The organism is Shewanella sp. MSW, assembly GCF_007636515.1.
Taxonomy (GTDB): domain Bacteria; phylum Pseudomonadota; class Gammaproteobacteria; order Enterobacterales; family Shewanellaceae; genus Shewanella; species Shewanella indica.
In genome coordinates, this window is the sequence record NZ_LVDR01000002.1 from 162,223 (window position 1) to 184,765 (window position 22,543).

17 protein-coding genes are annotated in these 22,543 nt (G+C 54.3%); 9 read left to right on the forward strand and 8 right to left on the reverse strand.

What is annotated here, in order from left to right; translation table 11 throughout:
* Nucleotides 1-21 precede the first annotated feature (21 nt).
* Nucleotides 22-1,263 carry a porin gene (locus tag AYI96_RS02365; RefSeq protein ID WP_144360926.1) on the reverse strand — a complete coding sequence of 414 codons (1,242 nt, stop codon included), beginning with the start codon at nucleotides 1,261-1,263 and terminating at the stop codon, nucleotides 22-24.
* A gap of 400 nt (nucleotides 1,264-1,663) precedes the next feature.
* On the opposite strand from AYI96_RS02365, the gene AYI96_RS02370 reads away from it, so the two are divergent.
* Nucleotides 1,664-2,395 (forward strand): DUF3581 domain-containing protein, encoded by a 732-nt coding sequence (locus AYI96_RS02370; RefSeq protein WP_100144868.1) that lies wholly within the window; start codon nucleotides 1,664-1,666, stop codon nucleotides 2,393-2,395.
* Nucleotides 2,396-2,397: 2 nt separating this feature from the next.
* Here AYI96_RS02370 and AYI96_RS02375 read toward each other — a convergent pair whose 3' ends face one another.
* Complete coding sequence (locus tag AYI96_RS02375; protein ID WP_186299999.1) at nucleotides 2,398-4,338, reverse strand: GGDEF domain-containing protein; 1,941 nt, start codon at nucleotides 4,336-4,338, stop codon at nucleotides 2,398-2,400.
* Between the two features lie 275 nt (nucleotides 4,339-4,613).
* The gene (locus tag AYI96_RS02380; RefSeq protein WP_144360928.1) at nucleotides 4,614-6,212 is read right to left on the reverse strand and encodes a TerC family protein; all 1,599 of its coding nucleotides are present in this window, start codon (nucleotides 6,210-6,212) and stop codon (nucleotides 4,614-4,616) included.
* A gap of 247 nt (nucleotides 6,213-6,459) precedes the next feature.
* Here AYI96_RS02380 and AYI96_RS02385 point away from each other — a divergent pair, with 247 nt between their 5' ends.
* The 8 genes from AYI96_RS02385 (at nucleotide 6,460) to AYI96_RS02420 (ending at nucleotide 16,417) form a co-directional block, all read left to right on the forward strand.
* Nucleotides 6,460-9,471: an ImpA family metalloprotease gene (locus tag AYI96_RS02385; RefSeq protein WP_144360929.1), complete on the forward strand. Its 3,012-nt coding sequence runs from the start codon at nucleotides 6,460-6,462 to the stop codon at nucleotides 9,469-9,471.
* Nucleotides 9,472-9,666: 195 nt separating this feature from the next.
* Entirely contained in the window at nucleotides 9,667-10,281 is a 615-nt protein-coding gene (locus tag AYI96_RS02390) for a CDP-alcohol phosphatidyltransferase family protein (RefSeq protein ID WP_144360930.1), read from the forward strand.
* Between the two features lie 25 nt (nucleotides 10,282-10,306).
* Entirely contained in the window at nucleotides 10,307-12,076 is a 1,770-nt protein-coding gene (locus AYI96_RS02395; RefSeq protein ID WP_144360931.1) for a bifunctional alpha/beta hydrolase/class I SAM-dependent methyltransferase, read from the forward strand.
* A complete protein-coding gene (locus tag AYI96_RS02400; RefSeq protein WP_144360932.1) occupies nucleotides 12,076-13,461 on the forward strand; it encodes a phosphatase PAP2/dual specificity phosphatase family protein in 1,386 nt (461 codons plus the stop codon). The genes AYI96_RS02395 and AYI96_RS02400 overlap by 1 nt, the downstream gene beginning before the upstream one ends.
* Nucleotides 13,454-13,882: a hypothetical protein gene (locus AYI96_RS02405; RefSeq protein ID WP_093983662.1), complete on the forward strand. Its 429-nt coding sequence runs from the start codon at nucleotides 13,454-13,456 to the stop codon at nucleotides 13,880-13,882. The genes AYI96_RS02400 and AYI96_RS02405 overlap by 8 nt, the downstream gene beginning before the upstream one ends.
* Nucleotides 13,883-13,901: 19 nt before the next feature.
* Nucleotides 13,902-14,540: a lysophospholipid acyltransferase family protein gene (locus AYI96_RS02410; RefSeq protein ID WP_025889733.1), complete on the forward strand. Its 639-nt coding sequence runs from the start codon at nucleotides 13,902-13,904 to the stop codon at nucleotides 14,538-14,540.
* Nucleotides 14,537-15,460, forward strand: a complete 924-nt coding sequence (locus AYI96_RS02415; protein ID WP_025008904.1) for a phosphatidate cytidylyltransferase — start codon at nucleotides 14,537-14,539, stop codon at nucleotides 15,458-15,460. The genes AYI96_RS02410 and AYI96_RS02415 overlap by 4 nt, the downstream gene beginning before the upstream one ends.
* 99 nt (nucleotides 15,461-15,559) lie before the next feature.
* The gene (locus AYI96_RS02420) at nucleotides 15,560-16,417 is read left to right on the forward strand and encodes a pirin family protein (RefSeq protein ID WP_039034149.1); all 858 of its coding nucleotides are present in this window, start codon (nucleotides 15,560-15,562) and stop codon (nucleotides 16,415-16,417) included.
* Between the two features lie 49 nt (nucleotides 16,418-16,466).
* Here AYI96_RS02420 and AYI96_RS02425 read toward each other — a convergent pair whose 3' ends face one another.
* From AYI96_RS02425 to AYI96_RS02445, 5 genes are all read right to left on the reverse strand, one after another.
* Entirely contained in the window at nucleotides 16,467-17,498 is a 1,032-nt protein-coding gene (locus AYI96_RS02425; RefSeq protein ID WP_222116194.1) for a site-2 protease family protein, read from the reverse strand.
* Between the two features lie 111 nt (nucleotides 17,499-17,609).
* Nucleotides 17,610-17,972, reverse strand: coding sequence for a DUF4144 domain-containing protein (locus AYI96_RS02430; RefSeq protein WP_260852935.1), 363 nt, complete (start codon nucleotides 17,970-17,972; stop codon nucleotides 17,610-17,612).
* A 103-nt stretch (nucleotides 17,973-18,075) separates the two neighbouring features.
* Nucleotides 18,076-19,746 (reverse strand): DUF342 domain-containing protein, encoded by a 1,671-nt coding sequence (locus tag AYI96_RS02435; RefSeq protein ID WP_039034152.1) that lies wholly within the window; start codon nucleotides 19,744-19,746, stop codon nucleotides 18,076-18,078.
* 316 nt (nucleotides 19,747-20,062) lie between these two features.
* Nucleotides 20,063-21,097, reverse strand: coding sequence for a class I SAM-dependent methyltransferase (locus AYI96_RS02440; protein ID WP_039034181.1), 1,035 nt, complete (start codon nucleotides 21,095-21,097; stop codon nucleotides 20,063-20,065).
* Between the two features lie 124 nt (nucleotides 21,098-21,221).
* On the reverse strand, nucleotides 21,222-22,538 hold the full coding sequence (locus AYI96_RS02445; protein ID WP_039034153.1) for an alkaline phosphatase: 1,317 nt from the start codon (nucleotides 22,536-22,538) through the stop codon (nucleotides 21,222-21,224).
* Between the last annotated feature and the right edge of the window lie 5 nt (nucleotides 22,539-22,543).

The following is a 22,543-nucleotide window of genomic DNA, read 5'->3' on the forward strand; positions in this document are numbered from 1 at the left end:
CCAGAGGGCACCCAAAGATCATCAGAACTGATAACCTACACCCAGATTGAACCCATCTGAGTCTGACTTACCGCCACGTTTTTCGTAGTCGGCCTTGAACACCACATTCTCGTGCAACCAGTAGTTGATACCCACATTGGTTTGGGTTTCTTTGGTGTCTTGATTGTCACCGGCGTTGTTGTCCCATTCGTTGTAGCGGGCGAAGATACCGAACTGCTCGTTAAAGCGGTAGGACGGTTCTATGTACCAGCCATTTTGCTTGTCGCGGCCCAGGGCTTCGGCTTCAAATCCATCTATGTCCCACTCGGCATAGAGGGCTCTGATACTGAAGTTTTCTAGGTGGTAGATAGCATGCGCCGACCACATCAGGGCCGAGGCAGTGTCTACACTGGCTTCGCCTTGAGTCAGATCCGATTGGTACTGCACCGTCGCGGCCAGCTCCAGGCCGGGAACGGCTGTGTATTTCACCCGGCCGGTATAGGCCAGATCGTCAGCCTTGGCCTCGGAAACCTTTTGGCGACCGCTTCTTGGCTTATAGGCATTTTTACCTGTGGTAGGGACATTCAGACCCGAGGTCACGGCCGCATCGAAGGCCAGTCCGGGAGCCGCCTGGATATTCATTGCCAGACCCGCTTCCCACCAGGTAGCCGGGAGTATGTCTTTCTCAACCGGGTTGCGCTCGACACCATAAAATGCCGGTGGCTCGTGGGTTTCATTGATGATGCCAACCGGCATCAGGAACAGACCCGCCTTGGCAGTCAGGGCTTGGTTGAAGTCGTGCTCTATGTAGGCCTGCTCCAGCTCGACTTCACCATTTTGACCATCACCTGAGATGGAGTGCTCCACTTCCAGCTCGGAGAAGAAACGGGTGTCTTCGGTAAACTCATGGCCGAAGAAGAGCACGAAACGGTGGAAGTCGAACTCTTTCTTATCCTCGCCCAGCTTGTTGTCTATGTTGTTGTAGTGCAGCTCACCATAACCGCCGATAGTGGTGGCGGTTTTTTGCGGCGTGGCATCTACCACCTCGGCGGTCTGTTCAACCCGCTCAGCGGTCTGTTCAACCCGCTCAGCGGTTTGCTCGACACGCTCGGCAGTTTGTTGCTGACGCTTTTCGGTTTCTGCCAGACGGCGCTCCAGATCTTTGAGGACCTTCTGCTGCTGTTCGATGATTTTGCGCAGCTCCTGAGTCTCGTCCGAGGCGAATGCCTGTGGGCCGCACAGGGCTGTCAGTAGCGCACTGGCAATGAGAGTTTTCTTGATCATCTTGGTTCCCGTTGTGATGTTACTGTTGTTGAAATCGAGCGAATTCTAGCAATTGATTTAATAAATGCAAACGATTTGCATTTATTATTGTGATCAAAATTAACAAATGTCAGCGTCTGTAAACCGAGTTGTTATTGTTGAGGTTTTGCCTGAAAAACTGGCTTTACAAAGTAAGCTTTTGATCTTTTAAGCAAAGTAGTAAGGCTGTATTTGAGTTATCCAGGAGAGCTTGGAACCATTTTCGGATAAAGTCGCTGAAGTGCGATTGCTTGATTTTTAAACATTTAACCTTGGCGGGAAGTCAAGGCCAACAGATCGGGTGAGTTATTTGTCAAAAGGCGGTTAAACTGATAAACCTTTTTATTCCGGTTAGCCTTGGCTTTGTGAGTGTTCGAACAAGATGTTTCTAGTTGATTATTTTAAAAGAGAAAATAACCAAATAACCATAGGCCGCAAGCAGGCCAGTGATTTTGCCAAGGGAGTAGCAGGGGATTTCAATCCTATCCATGATGAGGATGCCAAGCGTTTTTGCGTTCCAGGCGATCTTCTGTTTGCCCTGGTGTTGAACGATTATGGCCTTAGCCGCCGGATGCTGTTCAAGTTTGAAGGCATGGTCGGTGACGGCGTATGTCTGCATTTTCCTGGTGACCAGGGGGCTGAGCTGGCGATAGAAGATGAGCGCGGCAAACGCTACCTGAATGTCCATCGCGAAGGTGAAACGCGCCACTGCGAGCGGCAACTGGAGTCATTTGTCCGCAGTTATGTGGCTTTTTCCGGCCTCAACTTTACCCATGTTTTGGTGCCTTTGATGCGCGAGCATCAGGTCACCATTAATCCGGCGCGGCCCTTGGTTATCTATGAAAGCATGGGTTTTGAACTGGACACCCTGGAGTTTGAGCAGGTTAAACTGGAGCTGATTAACAGCAATCTCAAAGTCGATGGCAAACGCGGCGATGTGACGCTGGATTTCGCGCTTATCAGTGATGATAAACAGGTAGGAACCGGACGTAAGACCTTGGTACTCAGTGGCTTACGTCCTTTCGACGAGGCGGCAGTGGAGGCCATGGTCAGTGAGTATCAGGCGCGCCGCGATGGCAGCTGGAATGGCGGCGGCTCGCAGACAAACGCCTGAATTCAAACTGCGTTGGCTTCTGAGTCCTGTGCCAGCTCACTTTCGACTCGATTACGCCCAAGCTGCTTGGCTTGATAAAGAAGTTTATCCGCAGTATCAGTCAGTTGACTGAAGCTTTGGCAGCCGTCGGCGTCCAAAGCCACTCCTTGGCTAACGGTGAGTCTCAGTGGCTCGCCATTTTCCAGGGTGAATATGTGCTCGGCCACGCTTTGCCTAAGGGTTTCGGCAACAGACACAGCGTCATTCAAGCCGGTATTGGGCAGCAATAACATAAACTCTTCACCGCCAACCCGAGCCAGTAGATCATCCTTCCGCAGCAAGGCTTTCATCACCTTGGCCAGTTCGATCAGCACCCGGTCGCCGTTATTGTGGCCATGAGTGTCATTAACCTTTTTGAAACTATCTATGTCGAGCGTGATTAACGCCAGCGGGCCATGTCTGCGCTGGACTTTGGCCGGCAACAACAGTGATTTCAGTCGAAAAAGCAGTGTGCGCCACTTAGGTTGCGACTCCTGGCTTTGCTCCTCTGAAGCTTGATGGTACAGCAACCAACCTGCCAGATAACGGCGGTTATAGAGGCCGGTGAGGCTGTCAGTCTTGGCCAGCAGTCCCCACTTCAAGCGTGAGCGATTGAGCCAGAGAATGATGATAGTGGCCAGTAACAGCAGCAACAGGATGATGCTGCTGATGATATTGAGTTGATTCAGGGTCGTGCGGTTGGTTTCCAACTCCAGTTTTTGCAGTACGTTGTTCCAGTTGAGATCCTGGTTTTCAAATTCGAGACGTTCTAAGTTAAACAGTAACTGCTGGCGATCCAGATTACTGACCAACTCCTTGGAGCTGTATACGGCGAAGCGTTGCTGGTACTGATCCAATACCTCGTAAGCGCGCTTGAAATTACCCAATCCGGCAAAGCCTTCGGCGCTGACCTTTAACAGCTCTATCTGGGAGCGTAACAAGGCTTTTTCCTTGGCAAAGCTGATAAGCAGAGGGTCGACATAGACGGCCATTTCGGCGTACTTATGCTTGTTGAGTAACTCTTGGGCCTTGAGCAGTTGAAAGCGGCTGGTATAGAGGGTTGAAGTCTCGCGATATTGCAACTTGTCGGCCAGTTGCAGGTGCTTTGCCATGGACGACACATCCCCGGAATCCCGGTACTTTAGCGCCAGTTCTACATTGATGCGAAAGCGATACAGGCCGTATCCCAATACTCTGGCCAGTTCCAGCGCCGCTTGATATCTATCTATGGCTATTTCAACCTGTCCCTGCTGCTCGGCCAACTGAGCCAATTCCAATTGCACCAGCATCTGATTGTAGGACATCCTTCTGTCCTTGAAGAATTTGAATGCTTTCTTAAGCAGTTTTTCCGAGCGCTCAAAGCCGTTGAGGCGCACCAGAAGGTGGCCCATGCCAAAGGAGATCCGCTCCAGCAACTCCTTGTTCTGGCTCTGTTCGGCGGCGTCCAATGACAGCATCAGGCTGGCATAGGATGCATCCAGCTTGCCTTGCTGTTCAAGCGCCTTACTTTTTAGTAGCAGGGCTTCAGCCTGAACCACTTTATCGGCCGAATTTTGCTGACTATCTATTATTTTTTGCAGTTCGCTGATGGCCTGCGTGACCTTGCCGGATTGCAACATCACCTGTACCAGTCTCAGTTCCAGCAGGGTATGTTCGCTGGTTCCCGGAACCGCCAGTTTCAGGCCCTCTTTGGCGGCTTGCTCGGCGGCGGGGATCTCATGCAGCAGCAGAGATACTGTCGCCTTGGTCAGATAAAAACGGGTCAGCAGGGGCTTGGGCAGGTCTTTGAGTTGCCCGCTTTCCATCTCGTACAGTTGAGCCTGCGACCGTTGCGGCAGGGAATAGAGCTGGCTTTCGGCCCCTTTAAGCAAGCGGGAGAATTGCTCTGCGTTGGTCGCCGACAGAGCAGGGCTGGCCAGTATCATTATTATTGCTATCCATGGCAGGCAGAAGCGTTTCTTCATACTTTTAGTGCTCTTTGAACCGAAAATGTCTGATAAAAGTGATATTGGGGAGGGATTATCGCGTTGGCGGCTTGGGTTTGTCTAATTATTCGCGGGTGACTACTTAAGTTTGGGAATTGTCCGATGGAGCCGGAGTGCCCGAAGGAGCTAGGTGATCAACAAATGGCGGAAAGGCGGGTTGTCGTAAAAACAGCGCCGATAACCGCAAATTTTGTTTGGCTATCGGCGCTTGTGGATCAGTTTTCTACTAGCGTTTGATAGGGGCCGTCGTTGGCAGGGCTGTTTTCAGTTTGCTGATCCAGACGGCTTATTTTGACTTCGGCTATCTGGTGCTGATTCATCTCAGTGACTTCAAAGCGCCAGGGCTCTATAGTCAGCACACTGCCTGCTTCCGGGATCCGGCCAAAGCGTGCCAGTAACATGCCCGCGAGGGTCACATACTCGTGATTATGGCTTTCGAGTTCATCGTAGCCCAGGAGCTTCCCTAACTGATGCAGGTTAATGCTGCCGCGAGCGCGCCAACCATCGCCATCGATGCGGATCTCTTCGGCCTCATCTTCCTGGGGCAGTTCGCCGACTATGGCTTCGAGAATGTCGTGGCCGGTGACCAGTCCCAATAGGGCACCGAATTCGTCTGTGACCAACGCCATGTCGGCCTTGGCGCGCTTTAGCTCTTCCAACAAACGGAACACGCTGATGCTTTTCGGCACTATCACCGGCTTGTGGCCGGGGCGCAGACTCTGCAGTGGCCGTTGTTGCTCTATGGCGGCCAGCAACTCCTTGGCACTCACCAGTGCCACGACCTTGTCTATATCGCCGTCACACAGGGGATACTGGCTGAATCTGTCGCTAAGCAGTTGTTGTTTTATCTGCTCGGGGCTGTGGCTGAGGTTAACCCAGCTTATTTCGGCTCGCGGCGTCATAATGCTCTTGATGCGGCGCTCCGCCAGAGTCAGCACCTCGCCGACCATGTTGCGCTCGTCTTCAGCAAAGCACTTGCTCAGGGCACGCTCGTCGTTTGGCTGTTCTTCATCTTCGTCAATTTCTTCAAACTGTTTCTTGCCGCCCATCAGCTTGAAAATAGCGTTGGCTGTCCTGTCCCTCAAGGGTTTACGGGCTTCACGTTGTTCGAACCTGCGTTGCCCCAACTGGTTGAAGAACTCGATCATGATGGAGAAACCTATGGCGGCATACAGATAGCCTTTTGGAATATGGAAACCAAAGCCTTCGGCTACCAGGCTGAAACCTATCATCAACAGGAAACTGAGACAGAGCACCACCACGGTTGGGTGGGCATTGACAAAGCGAGTCAGCGGTTTGGAAGCCAGCAACATCACAGTCATGGCTACCACTACGGCTGTCATCATCACCCAGAGTTCATCCACCATGCCGACCGCGGTGATGATGGAGTCGATGGAGAATACCGCATCCAGCACCAGTATCTGGGTCACAACTATGCCAAAGCTGGCATAGGCGACTTTCTGGCCTATTTCCGGCTCTTTGGACTCCAGCCGTTCATGCAGTTCACTGGTGGCCTTGAACAGCAGGAATAGACCACCGGATATCAGGATCAGATCCCGTCCGGAAAAACTGAAATTGGCAAGGCTGAACAAAGGTTGGTTGAGGGTGACCAGCCAGGACACCACGGCCAATAGGCCAAGGCGCATCAATAAGGCCAGCGACAGGCCTATGACCCGGGCTTTGTCTCTTTGATGTTGAGGGAGTTTTTTAACCAGAATGGCAATAAATACCAGGTTGTCTATGCCGAGAACTATCTCGAGGATGATAAGGGTAAAGAGTCCGATCCATATGTGTGGGTCGAGCAAAAGTTCCATAGTGGTGAACCAAGGGCCTCAAAATGGGTTTAACTTGGGCCTATTGCAGCACAACTTGGGCGAAATGCTGAATTAATTTTGGTTAATCCTTTGCCGGTGCTGCAGCGCTTGAATGAGTGTCAAAAAACTGCCTTTGAGTCATAAAATTTACGCATTGATAGTTGCTTAAAAAGTTGATTATAAAGGTTTTATCTTTCCATGGCAGACTTTAGAATTAACCCGGAATAACAAATGGGAAACATCTGTGATGGCAAGAAAAAAACCTCTGTTGCTGCACTCGATATTACTGGGTAGTTTACTGCTTGGCGCTTGCGGCGGTGGTGATGATGAAAGTGGCGCCGGGTCAAGCGGTGATAATCTGCAGCCGCCTGCTGGCGTTAATCAAGCGCCTAAGGGTGACGATATTCAGCTGGCTTATGACAGCTTGCTGCAGAGCATTACGGTCAACTGGCAAGGTTATGTGTCAGATCCCGATGGCGATCCCTTGCAGGCCAGCATTGCCGAGCAGGGCAAGCTGGGGCAGTTCAGTCTCGATGGCGATATGCTGAGCTACAAAGCAGATAAAGATGCCAAGGGCAGCGATCAAGGGCTATTGCAGGTCAGTGATGGCCGTGGTGGCAGCGTCAGCCTCAAGTTGGCAGTTTTTGGCGTGGACGGTCAAAGCCCTCTGGAGCGGGCGCTGGCAAGCGGTGATGCAAGCGGGCTGAACCCGGATACTCTGCTTGAGGCGATTGCCGCGCAGATAACGCAGCTGCGCTCGAATGAGCAAGCCCTGCGGCAAAGGGTATTTGCCGATACGGCGCTGGCCTATGCTCCAGGCAACCGAACTCAATTGTTCAATATCATCGAGCCGGAAATCGCCACACCTCTGCTACGTGCCAACACGGGGCAGGTATTGGCCGTCGCCGGCGAGCAGCATACCGGGCGCTTTGCGGCCTTTGGTACCCATCTGTTTGCCCGTTTCCATGCCGGTGAACTCACCGCCATGGAGCCAGCCAATGATAATCTGCTGGCTTGGTTGCTGAACAGAGCACAAGTGGCAGAATTGCAGCAACCATTGACCGTGTCCTTGAGCTTTCTTGGTGGCCAGGAGAGTGCCAGTCGCAGTTGGCTGCAAGGGCGGTTTCCCAATTGGACCATCAAGAGTTGTAATCAGGTCGCCACTTTGGAAGCCTGTATCGCCGATGCCCAGTTGTTAATCAGTGGCTGGCGCGCGGCCGATACCGATGCCGGGCAGGTAGCCGGCGTCTATTCCCGGGCGCTGGCATCGGGCAAGGCACTCTATTATCAGCACAACTGGTATGAAGCGACCAATGCGGTGGCCGACGCCATTGCCGGAACCATGGGAGTCAGTTTGCCCTATGGCGGTAACTTCTGGGCCAGCGCCGCTGCCGATTGGTCTTCGGCCACGGCCATGGCGGCCGCTTTCCCGCTGCTTGGCAGTGAGCAGCGCCTGACACAACACTTTATTGATGATGACTTCAACTTTGACTGGTCCGGCTGTGAAACCTATGTGGGTAAAGTGAGCTGTGACAAGGTCAACGGCTTTGAGTCTGAGTTTCTTGCAGGTGCCAGAGCGCTTAAAAATTCACTTAATCAACTGGATAGCCGTGGTCAGATGTTGTTCGGCAACGAGGGGCGCAGGCTGCTGAAACTCTTTGTGTTGCTTGGCGATCTTTACCGTGCCGACATAGCTTATCCCATGGATAAGGACACCACGCCGCAAGGGCGTTTTCTGGCGGCCTATCTGGCCGACCACTTGGCGCTGTATTTGAGGGGGAATAATCCAGCGCAGCCGGATTTGGGCAATTTCAGCGATCCTTTGCCGCAAACGCTGACGCTTGAGAACGTCAGCCTGGAAATGGCACTGGGTAAAGAGAGTGGTTATCGCGGCAGCGGTTTTTACTTGTTGCCCGGCCAGAGTGTGCGTCTCGAGCGCAAAGACACACTGCCGCTGACGGTCAAGGCCTTTATCAATACCCAGAGAACCGGCTCAACCCGGGAATTCAATAACCAGGGATACCAGCGCCCCAAATTTTTGCGCTCGGTCGAGCTGACCTTGAAACCCGGGCAACCTCTGACCCTGAGTAGCCCTTATGGCGGGACTTTGATGCTGCAACTGCCGGCCGGTGAGGGCGTGGTGAGTGTTGAAGCGCAAAATGTACTGGCCTATCCCTACCTCAAGGATTTCAACCAAGCGAGTGGTTATTTGACGGCGCTTGAAACCAGCCCGCTGAGCTGGGCCGGGCTGCGCACCGACTTTGTCGAAGTTAACTCCCGCAAACATATGATGAAACAGTTCATCTATGCCGAGCCGTACCGCGGCGATGTGGAGCAGGCCCTGAATGATGTTTGGCGCTATATGATCAAGGGGACCTACGATCTGGCCGGCTTCAGTGGTGAAGGACTGGCGCTGGCACCCAGCGTGGCCGCCCGCTGCGCCCTGCTGGGTTGGGATTGCCAAAATGAACAGATCCATGCCAAACCCAAGGTGCAGCACATCAATGTCGATGAGGCGGCACACTGTGGTGGCGGCTGCTCGGGTAACCCCTATGATCAAGCCTGGGTATTGAGTCCCTTCGGCTGGGGCGAGAGTCACGAGATAGGCCACAATCTGCAGCGGAACCGGCTGAAAATCTATGGTGGCCGCTCCGGTGAAGTCTCCAATAATATTTTCCCGCTGTACAAGGGTTGGCAACGCTTTAAAGATAGTGGTGAGCGGATCGCCAGCTGCGATCGCCAGTCGCCTCAAACCACGTTCGAGTGGCTGAAACAGGCGCAAAACAGCAGCGATCCTGTGACCTCTGTCTACGAAAAGCTCTGGAGTCAGACCGGCACCTATGACAACGCCGGGCCCAGGCTGGATTTCTATCTGCAGCTGGCGGCATTGGCCGAAGAACATGCCGGTTTGGATAACGGCTGGCAGATTTTCACCTTGCTCTATCTGCATGAGCGTCTGTTCAGCCATGCGATTGCCGACGTCGCTCGCTGGGGCGAGATGAGGGATGCACTGGGCATGAGCAGTTATATCTATGCCCCGAACCTGGATGGCAACGACTTTATGCTGCTCAGCCTGTCGAAGTTGCTGCAACTGGATATGCGTCCCTGGTTCGATCTCTGGGGTGTGCGCTATCAGGCCCAGGCCGCCAACCAGGTAGCTGCCTATGGTTACCCGGCCGCCGAAGCCGTGTTTTATCGCCTTTCGAGCCAATGTGCTGAGCTGGCGGTGCCCAAGCTCACTCTGGATGCCAATTGGTAACAGAGAGGAAAGGGCGCTTTAGCGCTCTTTCCCTCTTTTCGGAGGCGTTGCGGTTGGGGCGTGATTCAGCCGCGGCTTTTTCCCCCAAGCACTTTGAAGCATATTAAAAATCAGGCATAGTGCACTTTGGTCATTTGCGCGAGACTCAAGGATGACTGTGAGAACTTTTCTTTCTCGATTAGGATGTTGTAGCCAATGAGTTTGTCTGTTTATCAGTTGAAATCCCGCTTTCAGGGCCTACTGAGGCCACTGGTTACCCGTCTGTATCGGCGCGGCGTCAGCGCCAATCAAGTCACAGTGTTGGCGGCGCTGGGTTCTATATTGCTGGGAACCCTGTTGCTTATCTGGCCTCATCCTTGGCTCTTTGCTCTCATCCCTATTTGGATGCTGAAAAGAATGGCGCTCAATGCCATAGATGGCATGTTGGCCCGTGAGTTTGGGCAGCAATCCCGTCTCGGCGCCTATCTCAATGAGCTCGCCGATATCGTTTCGGATGCGATACTCTATCTGCCTTTCGCCTTGCTCGGTGGTGTGGAACCTGCGCTGGTGATCGCCCTGACCTTACTGGCCGTTGCCAGTGAATACGCCGGGGTGCTCGGCCTGATGGTGGGGGCAGAGCGCCGCTATGATGGCCCCATGGGCAAGAGCGATCGCGCGTTTGTCTTCGGTATTCTGGGGCTGGCTGTCGCCTTGGGTTGGTTGACGCCATTCTGGCTCAATTTGATCCTGTCATTGGTGCTCCTGTTACTCTGTCTGACCATATTCAACCGGGTAAAATCCGGTTTGAAGCAGGCCGAGAGCGCAAGTTAAGTTGGTTATCAAAGGAATGAATTATATGGATAATGCCGCAAGGGTACCCGAGGAACACTTTTTTACTACCCATGATGGATTCCAGCTGTTTTATCGTTTCTGGCCGGCGCTGGAAACCAATGAACAAGAGGAATCCGGGGCCGTGTTGCTGTTCCACCGTGGCCATGAACACGGTGGCAGAATGGCGCACCTGGTGGATGAATTGGCGCTGCCTGAGCAGGCTTTTTTCGCCTGGGATGCCCGTGGTCATGGGCAATCACCGGGCGCCAGAGGCGACAGCCCCTCCTTTGGTACCAGTGTTCGCGACATTCAGACCTTTGTGGAACACATAGAGCGCAAACATGGTTTCAGCCAAGAGCAGCTGTGTGTGGTGGCCCAAAGTGTCGGCGCCGTGCTGGCCAGCACCTGGGTGCATGACTATGCGCCTGCTATTCGCGCGCTGGTGCTGGCGTCGCCGGCCTTCAGCGTCAAGCTCTATGTGCCTTTTGCTATCCCTGGGCTCAAGCTGCTGAGGAGCCTCAAGGGCAACTTTTTCGTCAACAGCTATGTTAAGGCCAAGCTGTTGACCCATGACCCCGCCAGACAATACAGCTTTGAGACAGACCCACTGATCGCCAGACCGATCTCGGTCAATGTGTTGTTGGGACTCTATGATGCCGCCGAAAGGGTGGTGGCCAATGCCCAGGCGATTACTGTACCGACTCAGGTACTGATCTCGGGCGCCGACTATGTGGTTCGGCGCAAGCCGCAGCAGCAGTTTTTTGAGCGTTTGGGTTCCCAGCGTAAAGAATTGCACCTGCTGCCCGGGTTTTATCATGACACCCTGGGAGAGCTGGACCGGGCCGACCCGATAGCCAGGATTAGACGCTTCCTGCGGGCCAATATCGCCTCGCCGCAGGCGGCAGTGAATTTGTTGCAGCAAGATAAATTCGGCCCGAGCTGCGCCGAGAGTGAATCGCTCGCCGCCCCTTTGCCCGAGGCTTCCTGGCAGGCCAAATACTGGCAAGCCACCCGCGCGGTGATGAAGCTGGGGGAGAAATACTCAGAGGGCATCGCTCTGGGTTTCGAGCGCGGCTTCGACTCGGGCAGTACCCTGGACTATGTCTATCGCAACACCCCCTCCGGCAAGGGGGAGTTTGGCCGTTTTGTCGACAAACAATATCTCAATGCCATTGGCTGGCGCGGCATACGCCAGCGTAAACGCCATATCGAAGAGCTGCTGGCGCAGGCGCTGTCGACGCTGAGAAAGGAAGAAAAGCCGCTGCATTTGATGGATGTGGCCGCCGGACATGGCCGCTATCTGCTGGAGAGCCTGGCGAACAGCGATATTAAGCCTGATTCTGTGCTGCTGCGTGATTACAGTGATATCAATATCCGCGACGGCCGCGCCCTCATCGATGAGCTTGGCCTCAGTGACATAGTGCGCTTTGAAAAGGGCGATGCCTTCGACTTTGATTCGCTGGCGGCGGTCGAGCCCAAGCCAACCCTGGCGGTAGTCTCGGGCCTTTACGAGCTGTTTGGTGACAATGAGATGGTGTCTCGCTCCCTGGCGGGTATTGCCGCGGCGCTGGCGCCCGGAGGTCTGCTTATCTACACGGGCCAGCCTTGGCATCCGCAGCTGGAATTCATCGGCCGGGCCCTGACCAGCCACAGAGACGGTCAGCCTTGGGTGATGCGTCGCCGCAGTCAGCAGGAGATGGATCAACTGACCAAAGCCAACGGTTTTCACAAGTTGACTCAAAGAGTGGATGAGTGGGGCATATTTACCGTGTCCATGGCGCGTAAGGCCGACTGATGCCTGAGCTGCCCGCCCGTCGACGCGAGGTCGGCACCATTCGCCGGGGCCTGCTTTGGCTGGCCTTGTTGGCGCCGTTTTTCTTTGCCAGCTATGGTTTTGCCAATTGGTATGCCTCGCAGCAAAGTGAGGTTCCCAGTCTGGTGTTTTCCTGGGAACATGCCATTCCGCTCTGGCCCTGGACCATAGTGCCTTACTGGTCGATAGATCTTCTCTACGGCCTGGCGTTTCTGCTCCCCTTCAGCCGTAAGGGGATAGACAGACTGGGGCTCAGGCTGCTGAGCGTACAGCTTCTGTGCATCGGCTGTTTTCTCATCTGGCCCCTTAAATTCAGTTTTGAGCGCCCGCCGCTCGACGGCGTTTTTGGTGGTTTGTTCGATCTCCTGATGGGGTTTGATAAGCCTTTCAATCAGGCGCCCTCTTTGCACATCGCCCTCTTGGTGGTGCTCTGGAGTGAATACAGTCAGCGGGCCAGTGGCCCCTGGCGTTATCTGCTCCACGGCTGGTTTGCCTTGATTGGCCTGTCTGTGCTGACAACCTGGCAACATCATTTTATCGACCTGCCCACAGGGCTGGCGGCCGGTCTGTTCTGCCTCTGGCTGTGGCCACGAAATTCGTTCAGCCGCTTGAGTTTGGCGAGGGAACCTTGCAGGCTCAAGCTGGCAGCGGCTTATGGCGTGGGCGTCGTCTTGCTGCTGCTCGCGGCCTTGCTCTGGCCCATGAGTCTCTTTGGCATGCTGCTGTTTTGGCTGGCCTTGGCGCTGGCCATGGTGGCGCTCAATTATCTCCTGTTTGCCGCCGCGGGTTTTCAAAAGAGTGAGTTGGGCCATCCCAGCTTCGCCAGTCGCTGGCTGTTGTTGCCTTATCGGTTGTTTGCCTGGCTCAATATCCGTTTCTGGACCGCTGGCAAGGTAGCGGCGCAAGAGGTGCTGCCCGGGGTTTGGCTCGGGCGCATGCCCACCATGAGTGAAGCGCAGCAATATGATGCCATATTGGATCTCTGCGCCGAGTTGCCCTTTCCCTATTCGGGCAAGGCCTTGCTGACACCCGCCCGGGGGATGACCGAAGGCAGGCTCAAATGGTATCAGCCCATGCCCATGCTGGATTTATGCTTGCCGGATGAACAGGACTGCCTGGAAGCGGTCAGGCGGCTCGAGTGTTTGCGCACCTCAGGTACTCTACTTGTATGTTGCGCCTTGGGTTATGGCCGTAGCGCCTTGGTATTGGCAGCCTGGTTGCTGCTGAGCGGTCGGGCCGGCAGTGCCCTGGATGCCGCAAAGATGATTTCCGCCGTTAGGCCCAAGGTGGTTTTCAAGCCAGAGACTCTGGCTTACCTGGAGCGGCTCAAGTCCGGTTTTTGCCCGCCAGAGGTGCAACATGCCTGAGTCGCAGCAGCGGGATCTGGCAAAATTGGTGGCCACTTTATTGGGCAATGCCGCGCCGCTGCGCTGGTTCAGTGCGGTTTTGATGTTGGCACCTTTGCTGCTTATCTGGGGCGGCAAGCTTCAGGGATGGCCGGAACTGCTCAGTGCCCTGTTGATGGTGCTTTTCGGACTGGCCGGACAGTATTTTGGCCTCAGAGTGGCGCTGGATGCCAAGCTGTTTGCCGCCCTGGCAGGGGAGCATTCCTGCGAACGTCTGGATCACAGCATGCAGCAACTCGGATGGCTTAAAGAAGAGCTGGCCGGTCGCAGTATGCTGCTGCGTGCCCAAGGGGCGCAGGCGCTGCTAAAGCGTCTGTTCCTCTGCTTTGCCGGGCAGGCCGCGGCGCTGGTGTTGTTACTCGTCTGGCGCTTTTTCCTGTAAGAGGAGTTTACCCTTATCTATGGATACCCTAATCGGCTGGCTCGCGGGATTGACCGCCTTTGGGATCACCTCGGCGGCCAGGTTGGTCACCGGTGCCCGCGCCCTGTGGCTTGGCTGCCGCGCCAATCACAATCAGCGGCTCTACTTTGCCAATCACAGCAGTCACGGTGACTTTGTGTTGCTGTGGGCATCACTGCCTGCCTTGCTGAGACGCAAGACACGTCCGGTTGCCGGCGCCGAGTATTGGCAAAAGACGGCGCTGAGGCGCTTTATTATTCAGCGGGTATTCAACGCCGTGCTTATTCCAAGAGAGAGCCATGGTGAGGGCAATCCCCTGGCGCCGGTGGAAAAGGCGCTGGCCGAGGGCGACTCGCTGATCTTCTTCCCGGAAGGGACCCGTAATCTGAGCGAGGCGCCATTGTTGCCGTTCAAGAGTGGAATCTATCATCTGGCACACTCGCGCCCGGATCTGGAGCTGATCCCCGTGTGGATTGCTAACCTCAATCGCGCCATGCCCAAGGGGCGTTATCTGCCGTTGCCGCTGCTCTGCACTTTGAGTTTTGGCACGCCTATCAAGCTGCAGCCGCAGGAAACCAAGGTGGCCTTTCTCGAGCGTTTGCGTTTGGCACTATTGGCGATGTCACGGGAGGAAGTATGAACCAGACACTGTGGTTGTTTGCCGGTATAGGCCTACTGCTGGTGGTAGCGACCCTGATAGGTCGTTTGCTGGCCTGGCGTAAGGGCAACAACGCCGTTATTGCCAATCTCAACGCCAGAATCGATGCCTGGTGGATGATGGTGCTGGCCATAGGCATAGCTTTCCTGTTCGGGCTCTATGGGGTGATATTGCTGTTTGCCCTGGTATCTTTCTATGCGCTGAGGGAGTTTTTAACCCTGACACCGACCCGGGCCAGCGATTATCCGGCCCTGGTCGCCGCCTTCTATTTTGCCTTGCCGGTGCAGTATCTGCTGATCGCCATCCATTGGTACGGCATGTTCAGTATCTTTATTCCCGTGTATCTGTTCCTGCTGATGCCGATTCTGGCAGCACTTGGCGGCGATACTACACGTTACCTTGAGCGTACCGCCAAGGTGCAGTGGGGGCTGATGATAGCCGTCTATTGTGTCTCGTCAGTGCCGGCGCTGATGACCTTGAAGATTGAGGGCTATGAAGGGCGTAACTTGCTGCTGATCGCCTGGCTTATTTTGGTGGTGCAACTCTCCGATGTGCTGCAGTATTGCTGTGGCAAGCTGTTTGGCAAACGCAAGGTGGCACCCAAGCTGTCGCCCTCCAAGACCCTCGAAGGCTTGGTCGGTGGGGTGTTGCTGGCGACGCTGGTGGGTACTTCGCTGTTTTGGATCACCCCATTCACCCCCTGGCAGGCGGCAATCATAGCTTTACTGGTGAACCTGCTCGGCTTTGCAGGGGGACTGGTGATGTCGGCCATCAAGCGTGACCGCGGCGTCAAGGATTGGGGCCATATGATAGAGGGCCACGGCGGCATGCTGGATCGTATGGATTCTGTCTGTTTTGCTGCGCCGGTTTTCTTCCATGTGGTGCGCTATTGGTGGGTGTGACCTTTCTATAAAGTCGAAGACTCATAGCGGATAAATGCGCTTTTTGTTGTTATTTGTCGGCAGTAAGCTGGGGCTATTCCAAAGTGAAGGAGCCCAATGATGAAAATATTGCAAATACTGCCGGCGCAACCCACCTCTGACGGCGATGGGGTCAATATCAGCCGGGTCGCCGATTTTCAGGCTCTGGCGTTGGATCCCTATCTGATGCTGGATGAGATCCGCTCCGACGATGAACGCGATTATCTCGGCGGTTTTCCGCCGCATCCCCACCGCGGTATGGAAACTTTTACCTATATCCGCAAGGGCGGTTTTGAGCACAGGGATCAACTGGGCAATGTCCGCGCCATCCGCGAAGGCAAGGTGCAGTGGATGAGTACCGGCCGCGGCGTGGTCCACTCCGAAATGCCGCTGGCTGATGCCAAAGAGGGGCTGCATGGCTTTCAGATCTGGCTCAATATGCCGGCCAAAGACAAGATGCGGCCGCCCAGGTATCAGGACAGCGCGGCCGATGAACACCCGCAGCTTGAAACTGACGGCGCCAGCCTGAGACTGCTGGCCGGTGATTGGCGTTTCGCCGGTACTGAAGCCAGTGCTCCCTTGACCGGGTTGGCCGGCGATGCGGCGATTGCCGATTTAACGCTGGCGCCTGATGCCCAAGCCGAGTTGGATCTCAGTCATCTGGGGCGACTGGCGCTCTATCTGCACAGTGGTGAATTGCAACTGCCGGATGGCAAACAACTGGCGGCCGGTAATATGTTGCTGCTCGACAGTCGTTATCCTCTCGAGCTGCAAGCCGGTTTCAAGGGCGCGGGCCTGCTCATTCTGGCCGGTAACCCTATTGGTGAGACCGTGGTGCAGATGGGGCCTTTTGTGATGAATACCCAGGCGGAGATCCTGCAGGCCATTCGTGACTACCAAAACGGTGATTTTGGTGAGATCCCATCCGGTTCCGTTTAACTGATAGGCAACAGACGGCTGCTTTACTGCAGCCGTTTGCCATATTGCATCAGCTCTGCAATATCTTGAGTGGCAATCCCAGCATATCATCTCCGCTACCCGCCAGATGCCAGATAACCCCTACCAGGGCCGCCACGGTTAACAGATACCAGATAAGGGAAAACACTTGCCCATACCTGTCCAGCGGCAACAGATGGCTTTGATGACGCTGTTTCCACTCAAACAGAATCTCGGCGCTGCCTATCAGCAACAGGAACCCCAGCAGCGCTAGCCCCAGGCTGTAGCTGATAAATACTCCGATGGCGGCACCGAGAATACAGGCGATAAGGCCGATGGCGCTGTTCATTGAAAAGCTGATGCTCTTGAGAATATGTCCGCCGTCCAGCGGCAGAATTGGCAATAGGTTGAACAGATTGAGTAAGGCGTTGAAGGCCGCCAGACCGGCAAAGAAGGGATTGCCAGTGATCCAGTAGGCCACGAGTGCCGCCAACGACATCAACAGGCCAAAGGTTGGCCCCATGATGGAGATCACCACATCTTGCCAGCGGGTGTTGATCTTCTCATCGGATAAGGCCAGGCCGCCCATAAAGGGAATGAGGTAAATACCTTTGGTTTTCATACCAAAATACTTCATCGCCCGGATATGGCCGTATTCGTGAAACACCAGACAGGCAATAAGGGCCAGGGCAAACTGCAGTGAAAACAGCCAGGAATAAGCGGCAATACTGGCCCCGGCCAGTACGACTTTGATTACCTTGGCACTCTTGAGCAGCTTAAAGCCCAGAGACACCAGCCCCACCAGACTCAGTTTCTGTTGTTTCACCGGCGCTATGTCTGGTGTTTGCCGCTCAATATCTTTGCTATCGCGCCTGCCTTCAATCGTGACTTGCTCATCGATGAGCAAACGATAGCTCAGCTCAAAGGGTTGCCAGTTGAGCTGGGTTTCCAGGCGTACCTTGATGCTGCTGCCATCGGTGCGACTAAGACTGAACTCATGGCTGCCGCTGCCTTGGTCATTGGCGCTGGCGGCTTGTTGCGAGACCAATTGGTTATCCCAAAAGAGTTGTTGCCAACCTGCCATGGAACCTTCCAGCCTCAGAGGCTTCCCTAAGCAATCTATTTTCAGAAGTTGCAAATCTATGACTCCGGTGAGAGAAAACGCGCCGATTATACCCGTGGGCGCCGGGCTTTGTCAGAGATTGTCGAGATAACGCACCATCTCCAGCCCTTGTGGAAAAGTGATAAAGGCTAATTTGGCCACGCAGCAACTGCCGAGCGCGGCGGCGTGCTTTTGTACCAACAGCTTGAGATCTTTGAGTTCGAGCCGAGACTGGCTCGGGCCTATTTGCGGCAATGAAGCCAGTACAGGTTCGTCATAGCGAGTGGCCGGAAGTATGGGATAGCATAAGCCGTCGGAATCTATCAGTTGGTCGCCCTGGCAACTCAGGTGTTGATGTAGGCAGATATACTCCAACCAGTCTCTTTCATTCTCAAGGAACAGGAGTTCGTCTGAATCTGCCGGTTTTAGAATGGCGGGCCAGGTGGGCTGTGTCATAGGATATCCAAGCATAAGCTGTTGCCGATACCATAACACAGTGACTTGGTGTTGCTATGATTTCTTCCCGGTCAGATTGAACCATAACCGTGCGGCTTTGAGCTTAACCGCGATTGCTGTAATCGAAGTGGATTTCTCCATTTTGGTTTTCAATCACGCAGGGGCCGTGTTCCCTTTGAGTGCGCTGCTGGGCCGGGCCTATATGAATTTCCACATTGGAGTAGACATGCTTCAGGGCTTCGACAAAGTAATGGCGATAGTAACCTTCGGTTTCTGCTTTCAGTAGATCGAGTTCGGTTTCTTCCCGCAGCCGCTCATCATCGACACGATGTTTCTCCTGCAGCATCATTTTTACCTGTTCGACCATGGTAGGATCTGTTTGCCATTCACTCTTGGGCGGCAGTTTTCTCAGCCGGGCTTCCATTTCCAGCCCGGCCACTACCAGAACCCTAACACTCTCTTCGAGTTCTTTGAGGTTTTGGCGGTATTCCCCCAAACGCATGGCGCAGAAGAGCTCTGTCTTGGTATCGGCTGTGGCGCCTATGGCAACCGCCTTGATGCCTTTTTCTGCCTTGGCTATTCCGCCCACCAGGTCTCCGCGACGGCCGTTGCCATCGCTGACTATCAGTTTGCCATCGGTGCAACTGTGGCTGTGCAGCAGTTGCTTGGTTACCAGAATATCGCCTTGGCACTGAAGATCGGAATATTGCACAAATTGGGCCGAAATTTGCCCTTTGGCTCTTATTTGGGTCGACAGCTCATTGGTGCGGATCTGCCTGCCTATGATGCCTTTGCTGACAGTGATATCTCCCTCGGCCGTCAGGGATGCCGAGTCGACAAAGCCCATGACTGTGATATCGCCGCTGCTCGTGACTTGCATCCCTTCATGGACGTCGCCACTGATAAGAATACTGCCTTTAAAGTCGACGTTGCCATAGCCCACGTCGACATCTTTTATCTGCAGCACATCATCTACCTGCATGCCATTGCGGATTTCCACCGGCTGACCGGCAACTGTGGCGATAAGCTTATTGCTGTCCTTGGCGCTGAGTTCTGTACCTTTACCTATCACCATCTCCAACTCTTTACCTGGCTTGGCCGGTAGTACTTCACCGAAGACATTGTAGCCAGGGGTACCTTGGGTGGCGGGGATCTTCTCCATTAAAAGATCGCCGCTATTGACCATGATGACGGCGCCCAGGTTGCGCATATCCACAGTGCCATCCTCACGTTCTTGCGGATGCAATAGGCGTTCACGGGCCAGGGGCACTTTGCGGTCCAATTTGGCATGGTTGCCATTTACCGCCGCCTTGCCGCAGGCAATGATGCCTTCTATGGTTTCACCAGGTTTACTCTGCTTCAGGCGTTTGAGCATGGTTTCTATCTTGATTTTCGACAGCCCCATGCAGATCTTATCTTCCTTGAGACGGCGAAGGATATCCGGCAGGGTGATCTCCTTCCCCCCCCAGGCGGCGGTAAGGGTCATTGTGGCTTGCATCTTGTCCTTACTGGGCTGGAGTGATATCTGGCCGTCACGACGCTCGGCTATCTGAAAAAATTGCTCGAATTGGCCATCTTCTTCGGCATAGAGCTTGTTGATCTCTTTGACGGCTTTAACAATTTGACTGTCGAGGGGGTAAAGTTTGGCAAAGTCAGGTAATGCCAGCAGATGACGAATGGCTTCCTCGGTAACGGGACCATGGGTTTTGGGGATGAGCCTCAGCTCGGCAAATTGCATGTTACTGCTGAGTTCAACGAGATCCGGCGCCAGCATATTAGAGTATCCAGGTTAGTTATACCTTTCCTTTGGAGCTTGAACATGTTTGCCACTCGAGTAAGAAACTGTTTGTCCATGGTGCGGGGTGTGCCATGACATAACAGGAAAACAGGGGCTCTTATCGACTGAGTCAACTCCTGTGCGGAACGGTACTATTATTATTTTTCCGACTGCTATTGAGTATAACAACATAAGCTCGCCGAAACGAAGCCTGTCGTTAACATCCCATTAGCAGTTATTCAAAAGATAATAGCCCTGAATACTTATAAAAATCTTTGATCTCTTAGCGAAAAGTTACCAAAAATTTTCGGCGCTACTTTTTGTCACTGGTATTCCGGTAAAGCTTGTATTTGTTGTTTTCGGCGATGACATTCACCTTGCCGAAATGGGCCGCGATTGTATCGCTGTAAGGCAGGTGGCGGTTGGCTACTATCTGCCATACTCCTCGCTCTGTGAGTTTTTTGGTACTGTCGGCGATAAAGCTTTCGGCAATATGGGTAGTTGCCGCCAAACCATCATGAAACGGTGGGTTGGAGATAATGGCGTCGAACTCGCCCTGAGTGGCGCTCAAGCCATCTGATGGATAGACTTTGGCGCTAAGGCCATTGGCCTTAAGGGTCAGCTCACAGGACAGCAGCGCCATGGCATTGATGTCGACACATTCAAGGCTCAGCTCCGGCTGGGCCTTGAGCAGGGCGGCCGCAATCACTCCGGCGCCGCAGCCAAAGTCCAATACCCGGCCCTTAAGCTTAGGCAGATGAGACAGCAACAGCTCAGTACCCAGATCCAGCCGTTTTTCACTGAATACTCCGGCCATATTGCAGATTTGCACATCCCCTTGGGGAGTAGGCAAGCTGTAGTGGCTGACATAGGTCTCAATATCCAGCGCAGTTGGGCTGGTGATGGCCTCGGCGGCAAACAATAGGCAGTGACGGGCGTTGTCCAGTTTGGCAGCATTGCTGAACCAGCGACTTTGCTGCTTGGCAAACGACTTTATCCCGCCTTTGTTTTCCCCTATGACCAGAAGTTGGCCTCCCGGTTGCAGGTGCAGCGCCGCCAGCTCCAGCAGATAAGCGAGCAGCGGCTTGGCCTTGGGGTAGTAGACAACAACGGTCTCGAACCTGTCTGTATGGGGCAATTGGTGGCCAAAGTAGCAATGAAGCGAGGCTGTGGCTTGCGATTTAAGCTGTTGGAAGTGATTGAAGTCCAGCGCCAGGGCATCGACTCTGGGGCACAGCTTCAAAAGCTCTCTGGCGCAGCTATCGCTTTCATGGTTGAGCAGCAGCAGGCTTTGGCCTTCAAATAGCGCACTGTTGCGCAGCAGTAATTGCGATGGCGGTGTCAGCAACATAGGAGAACTTCCAAGGATAAAATCTGCCGCGCATTATAGCCAATCAGTGGTGGCAGCGGGCAAGAGTTATAGTCGGCAAAGACAAAAAAAGCGGCCGCAGCCGCTTTTACCAGGCCAAGCCTTATTTGGCGGCGTGTTGCCCCTTGGGCAGTAGGCTGCTCAGTTTGGAGGCGATATCCGTGTTGTCCTGGTTGCCGATAAACAGCTCGGCGCCCGGGCCTGCGGCAAACACCTGCACATCTGTGCCCGTATGGCCACCTGTGGTCCAGCCTGTGTTGGAGCGGCGATCCACTTCCTGTTTGATAGCGCTGGCCAGCGTCTCTTTGCCTTGCATTCTGGCCTTGGCCAATTGCTCCAGCAAAGCGGGTTCCAGCTCAAAACCCAGGCCTTGAGCCAGCGGTGCTTGCCAGTCTTCTGCGGTCAACGCCGCGGCTGCCAGAGTGTCGATACTGGCAGAGAGCCCCTTGAGTACCTCTGGATTCCAGGCATATTTGCCCTTGCTGCCGATGGAGAGACCGCCGGTATTGTGATCTGCGGTGGCCACCATCAGGGTATTGGGGTTTTGGCGTACGAACTGCTCGACCACTTCCATGGTACGGGCAAATTCATCCATCTCCGCCATGGCGGCGGCGATGTCGTTGTTGTGACCGGCCCAGTCGATCAGACTGCCTTCGACCAGCAATACAAAGCCGTTGTTGTTTTGTGACAAGAGCTCCAGTGCCTTGCCTGTCATGGTGCTGAGGCGATGGCCGTCCTTGTCATCCAGCACCCAGGGCAATTGCACTTCGGCAAACAGGCCCATTACCTTGGGTTGTGTGATACTTTCAAGCGCGCTGAACTCCTGCAAAATTTGATAGCCCTTGGCATCAAACTTGGCCAGCAGTTCCTGATCAAAGTATTTCTGGCCGCCACCCAGCATTACATCAGCATCCGTCTCCAGATACTTGTTGGCCAGCTCGACATAGTGCTTGCGACTTTCGCTGTGAGACAAAAAGGCCGCCGGTGTGGCGTGATTTATCTGGGAAGTGACCGCCACTCCTGTGCTCATTCCCCGTTGCTTGGCCTTTTCCATTATGGTCGGGATCGGCTGCTTCTGGGTGTCGACCGAGATGGCACCATTATAGCTTTTTACCCCGGTTGCCAGCGCGGTTGCCGCGGCGGCGGAGTCGGTGACATAGCCACTGACTCTGGCGGGGTAGGTACTGGCCATACCGACCAACAGGCGATCGAATACCGTCTGTTCTATCTCTTCGGTATCCGGGTTGTCTTTGAAATATCGGTAGGCGCTGGTATAAGCCGGCCCCATGCCATCACCGACCATGATCACGATATTTTGGGGTCTGGAAGGGGCGGGATTGGGCAACTGATTGGCATCGACCGCCAGTGGCAGCAGCAATGACAGTCCCAGTAATGCGCCCGTGAGTTGGCTCAGTTTCATCAGAG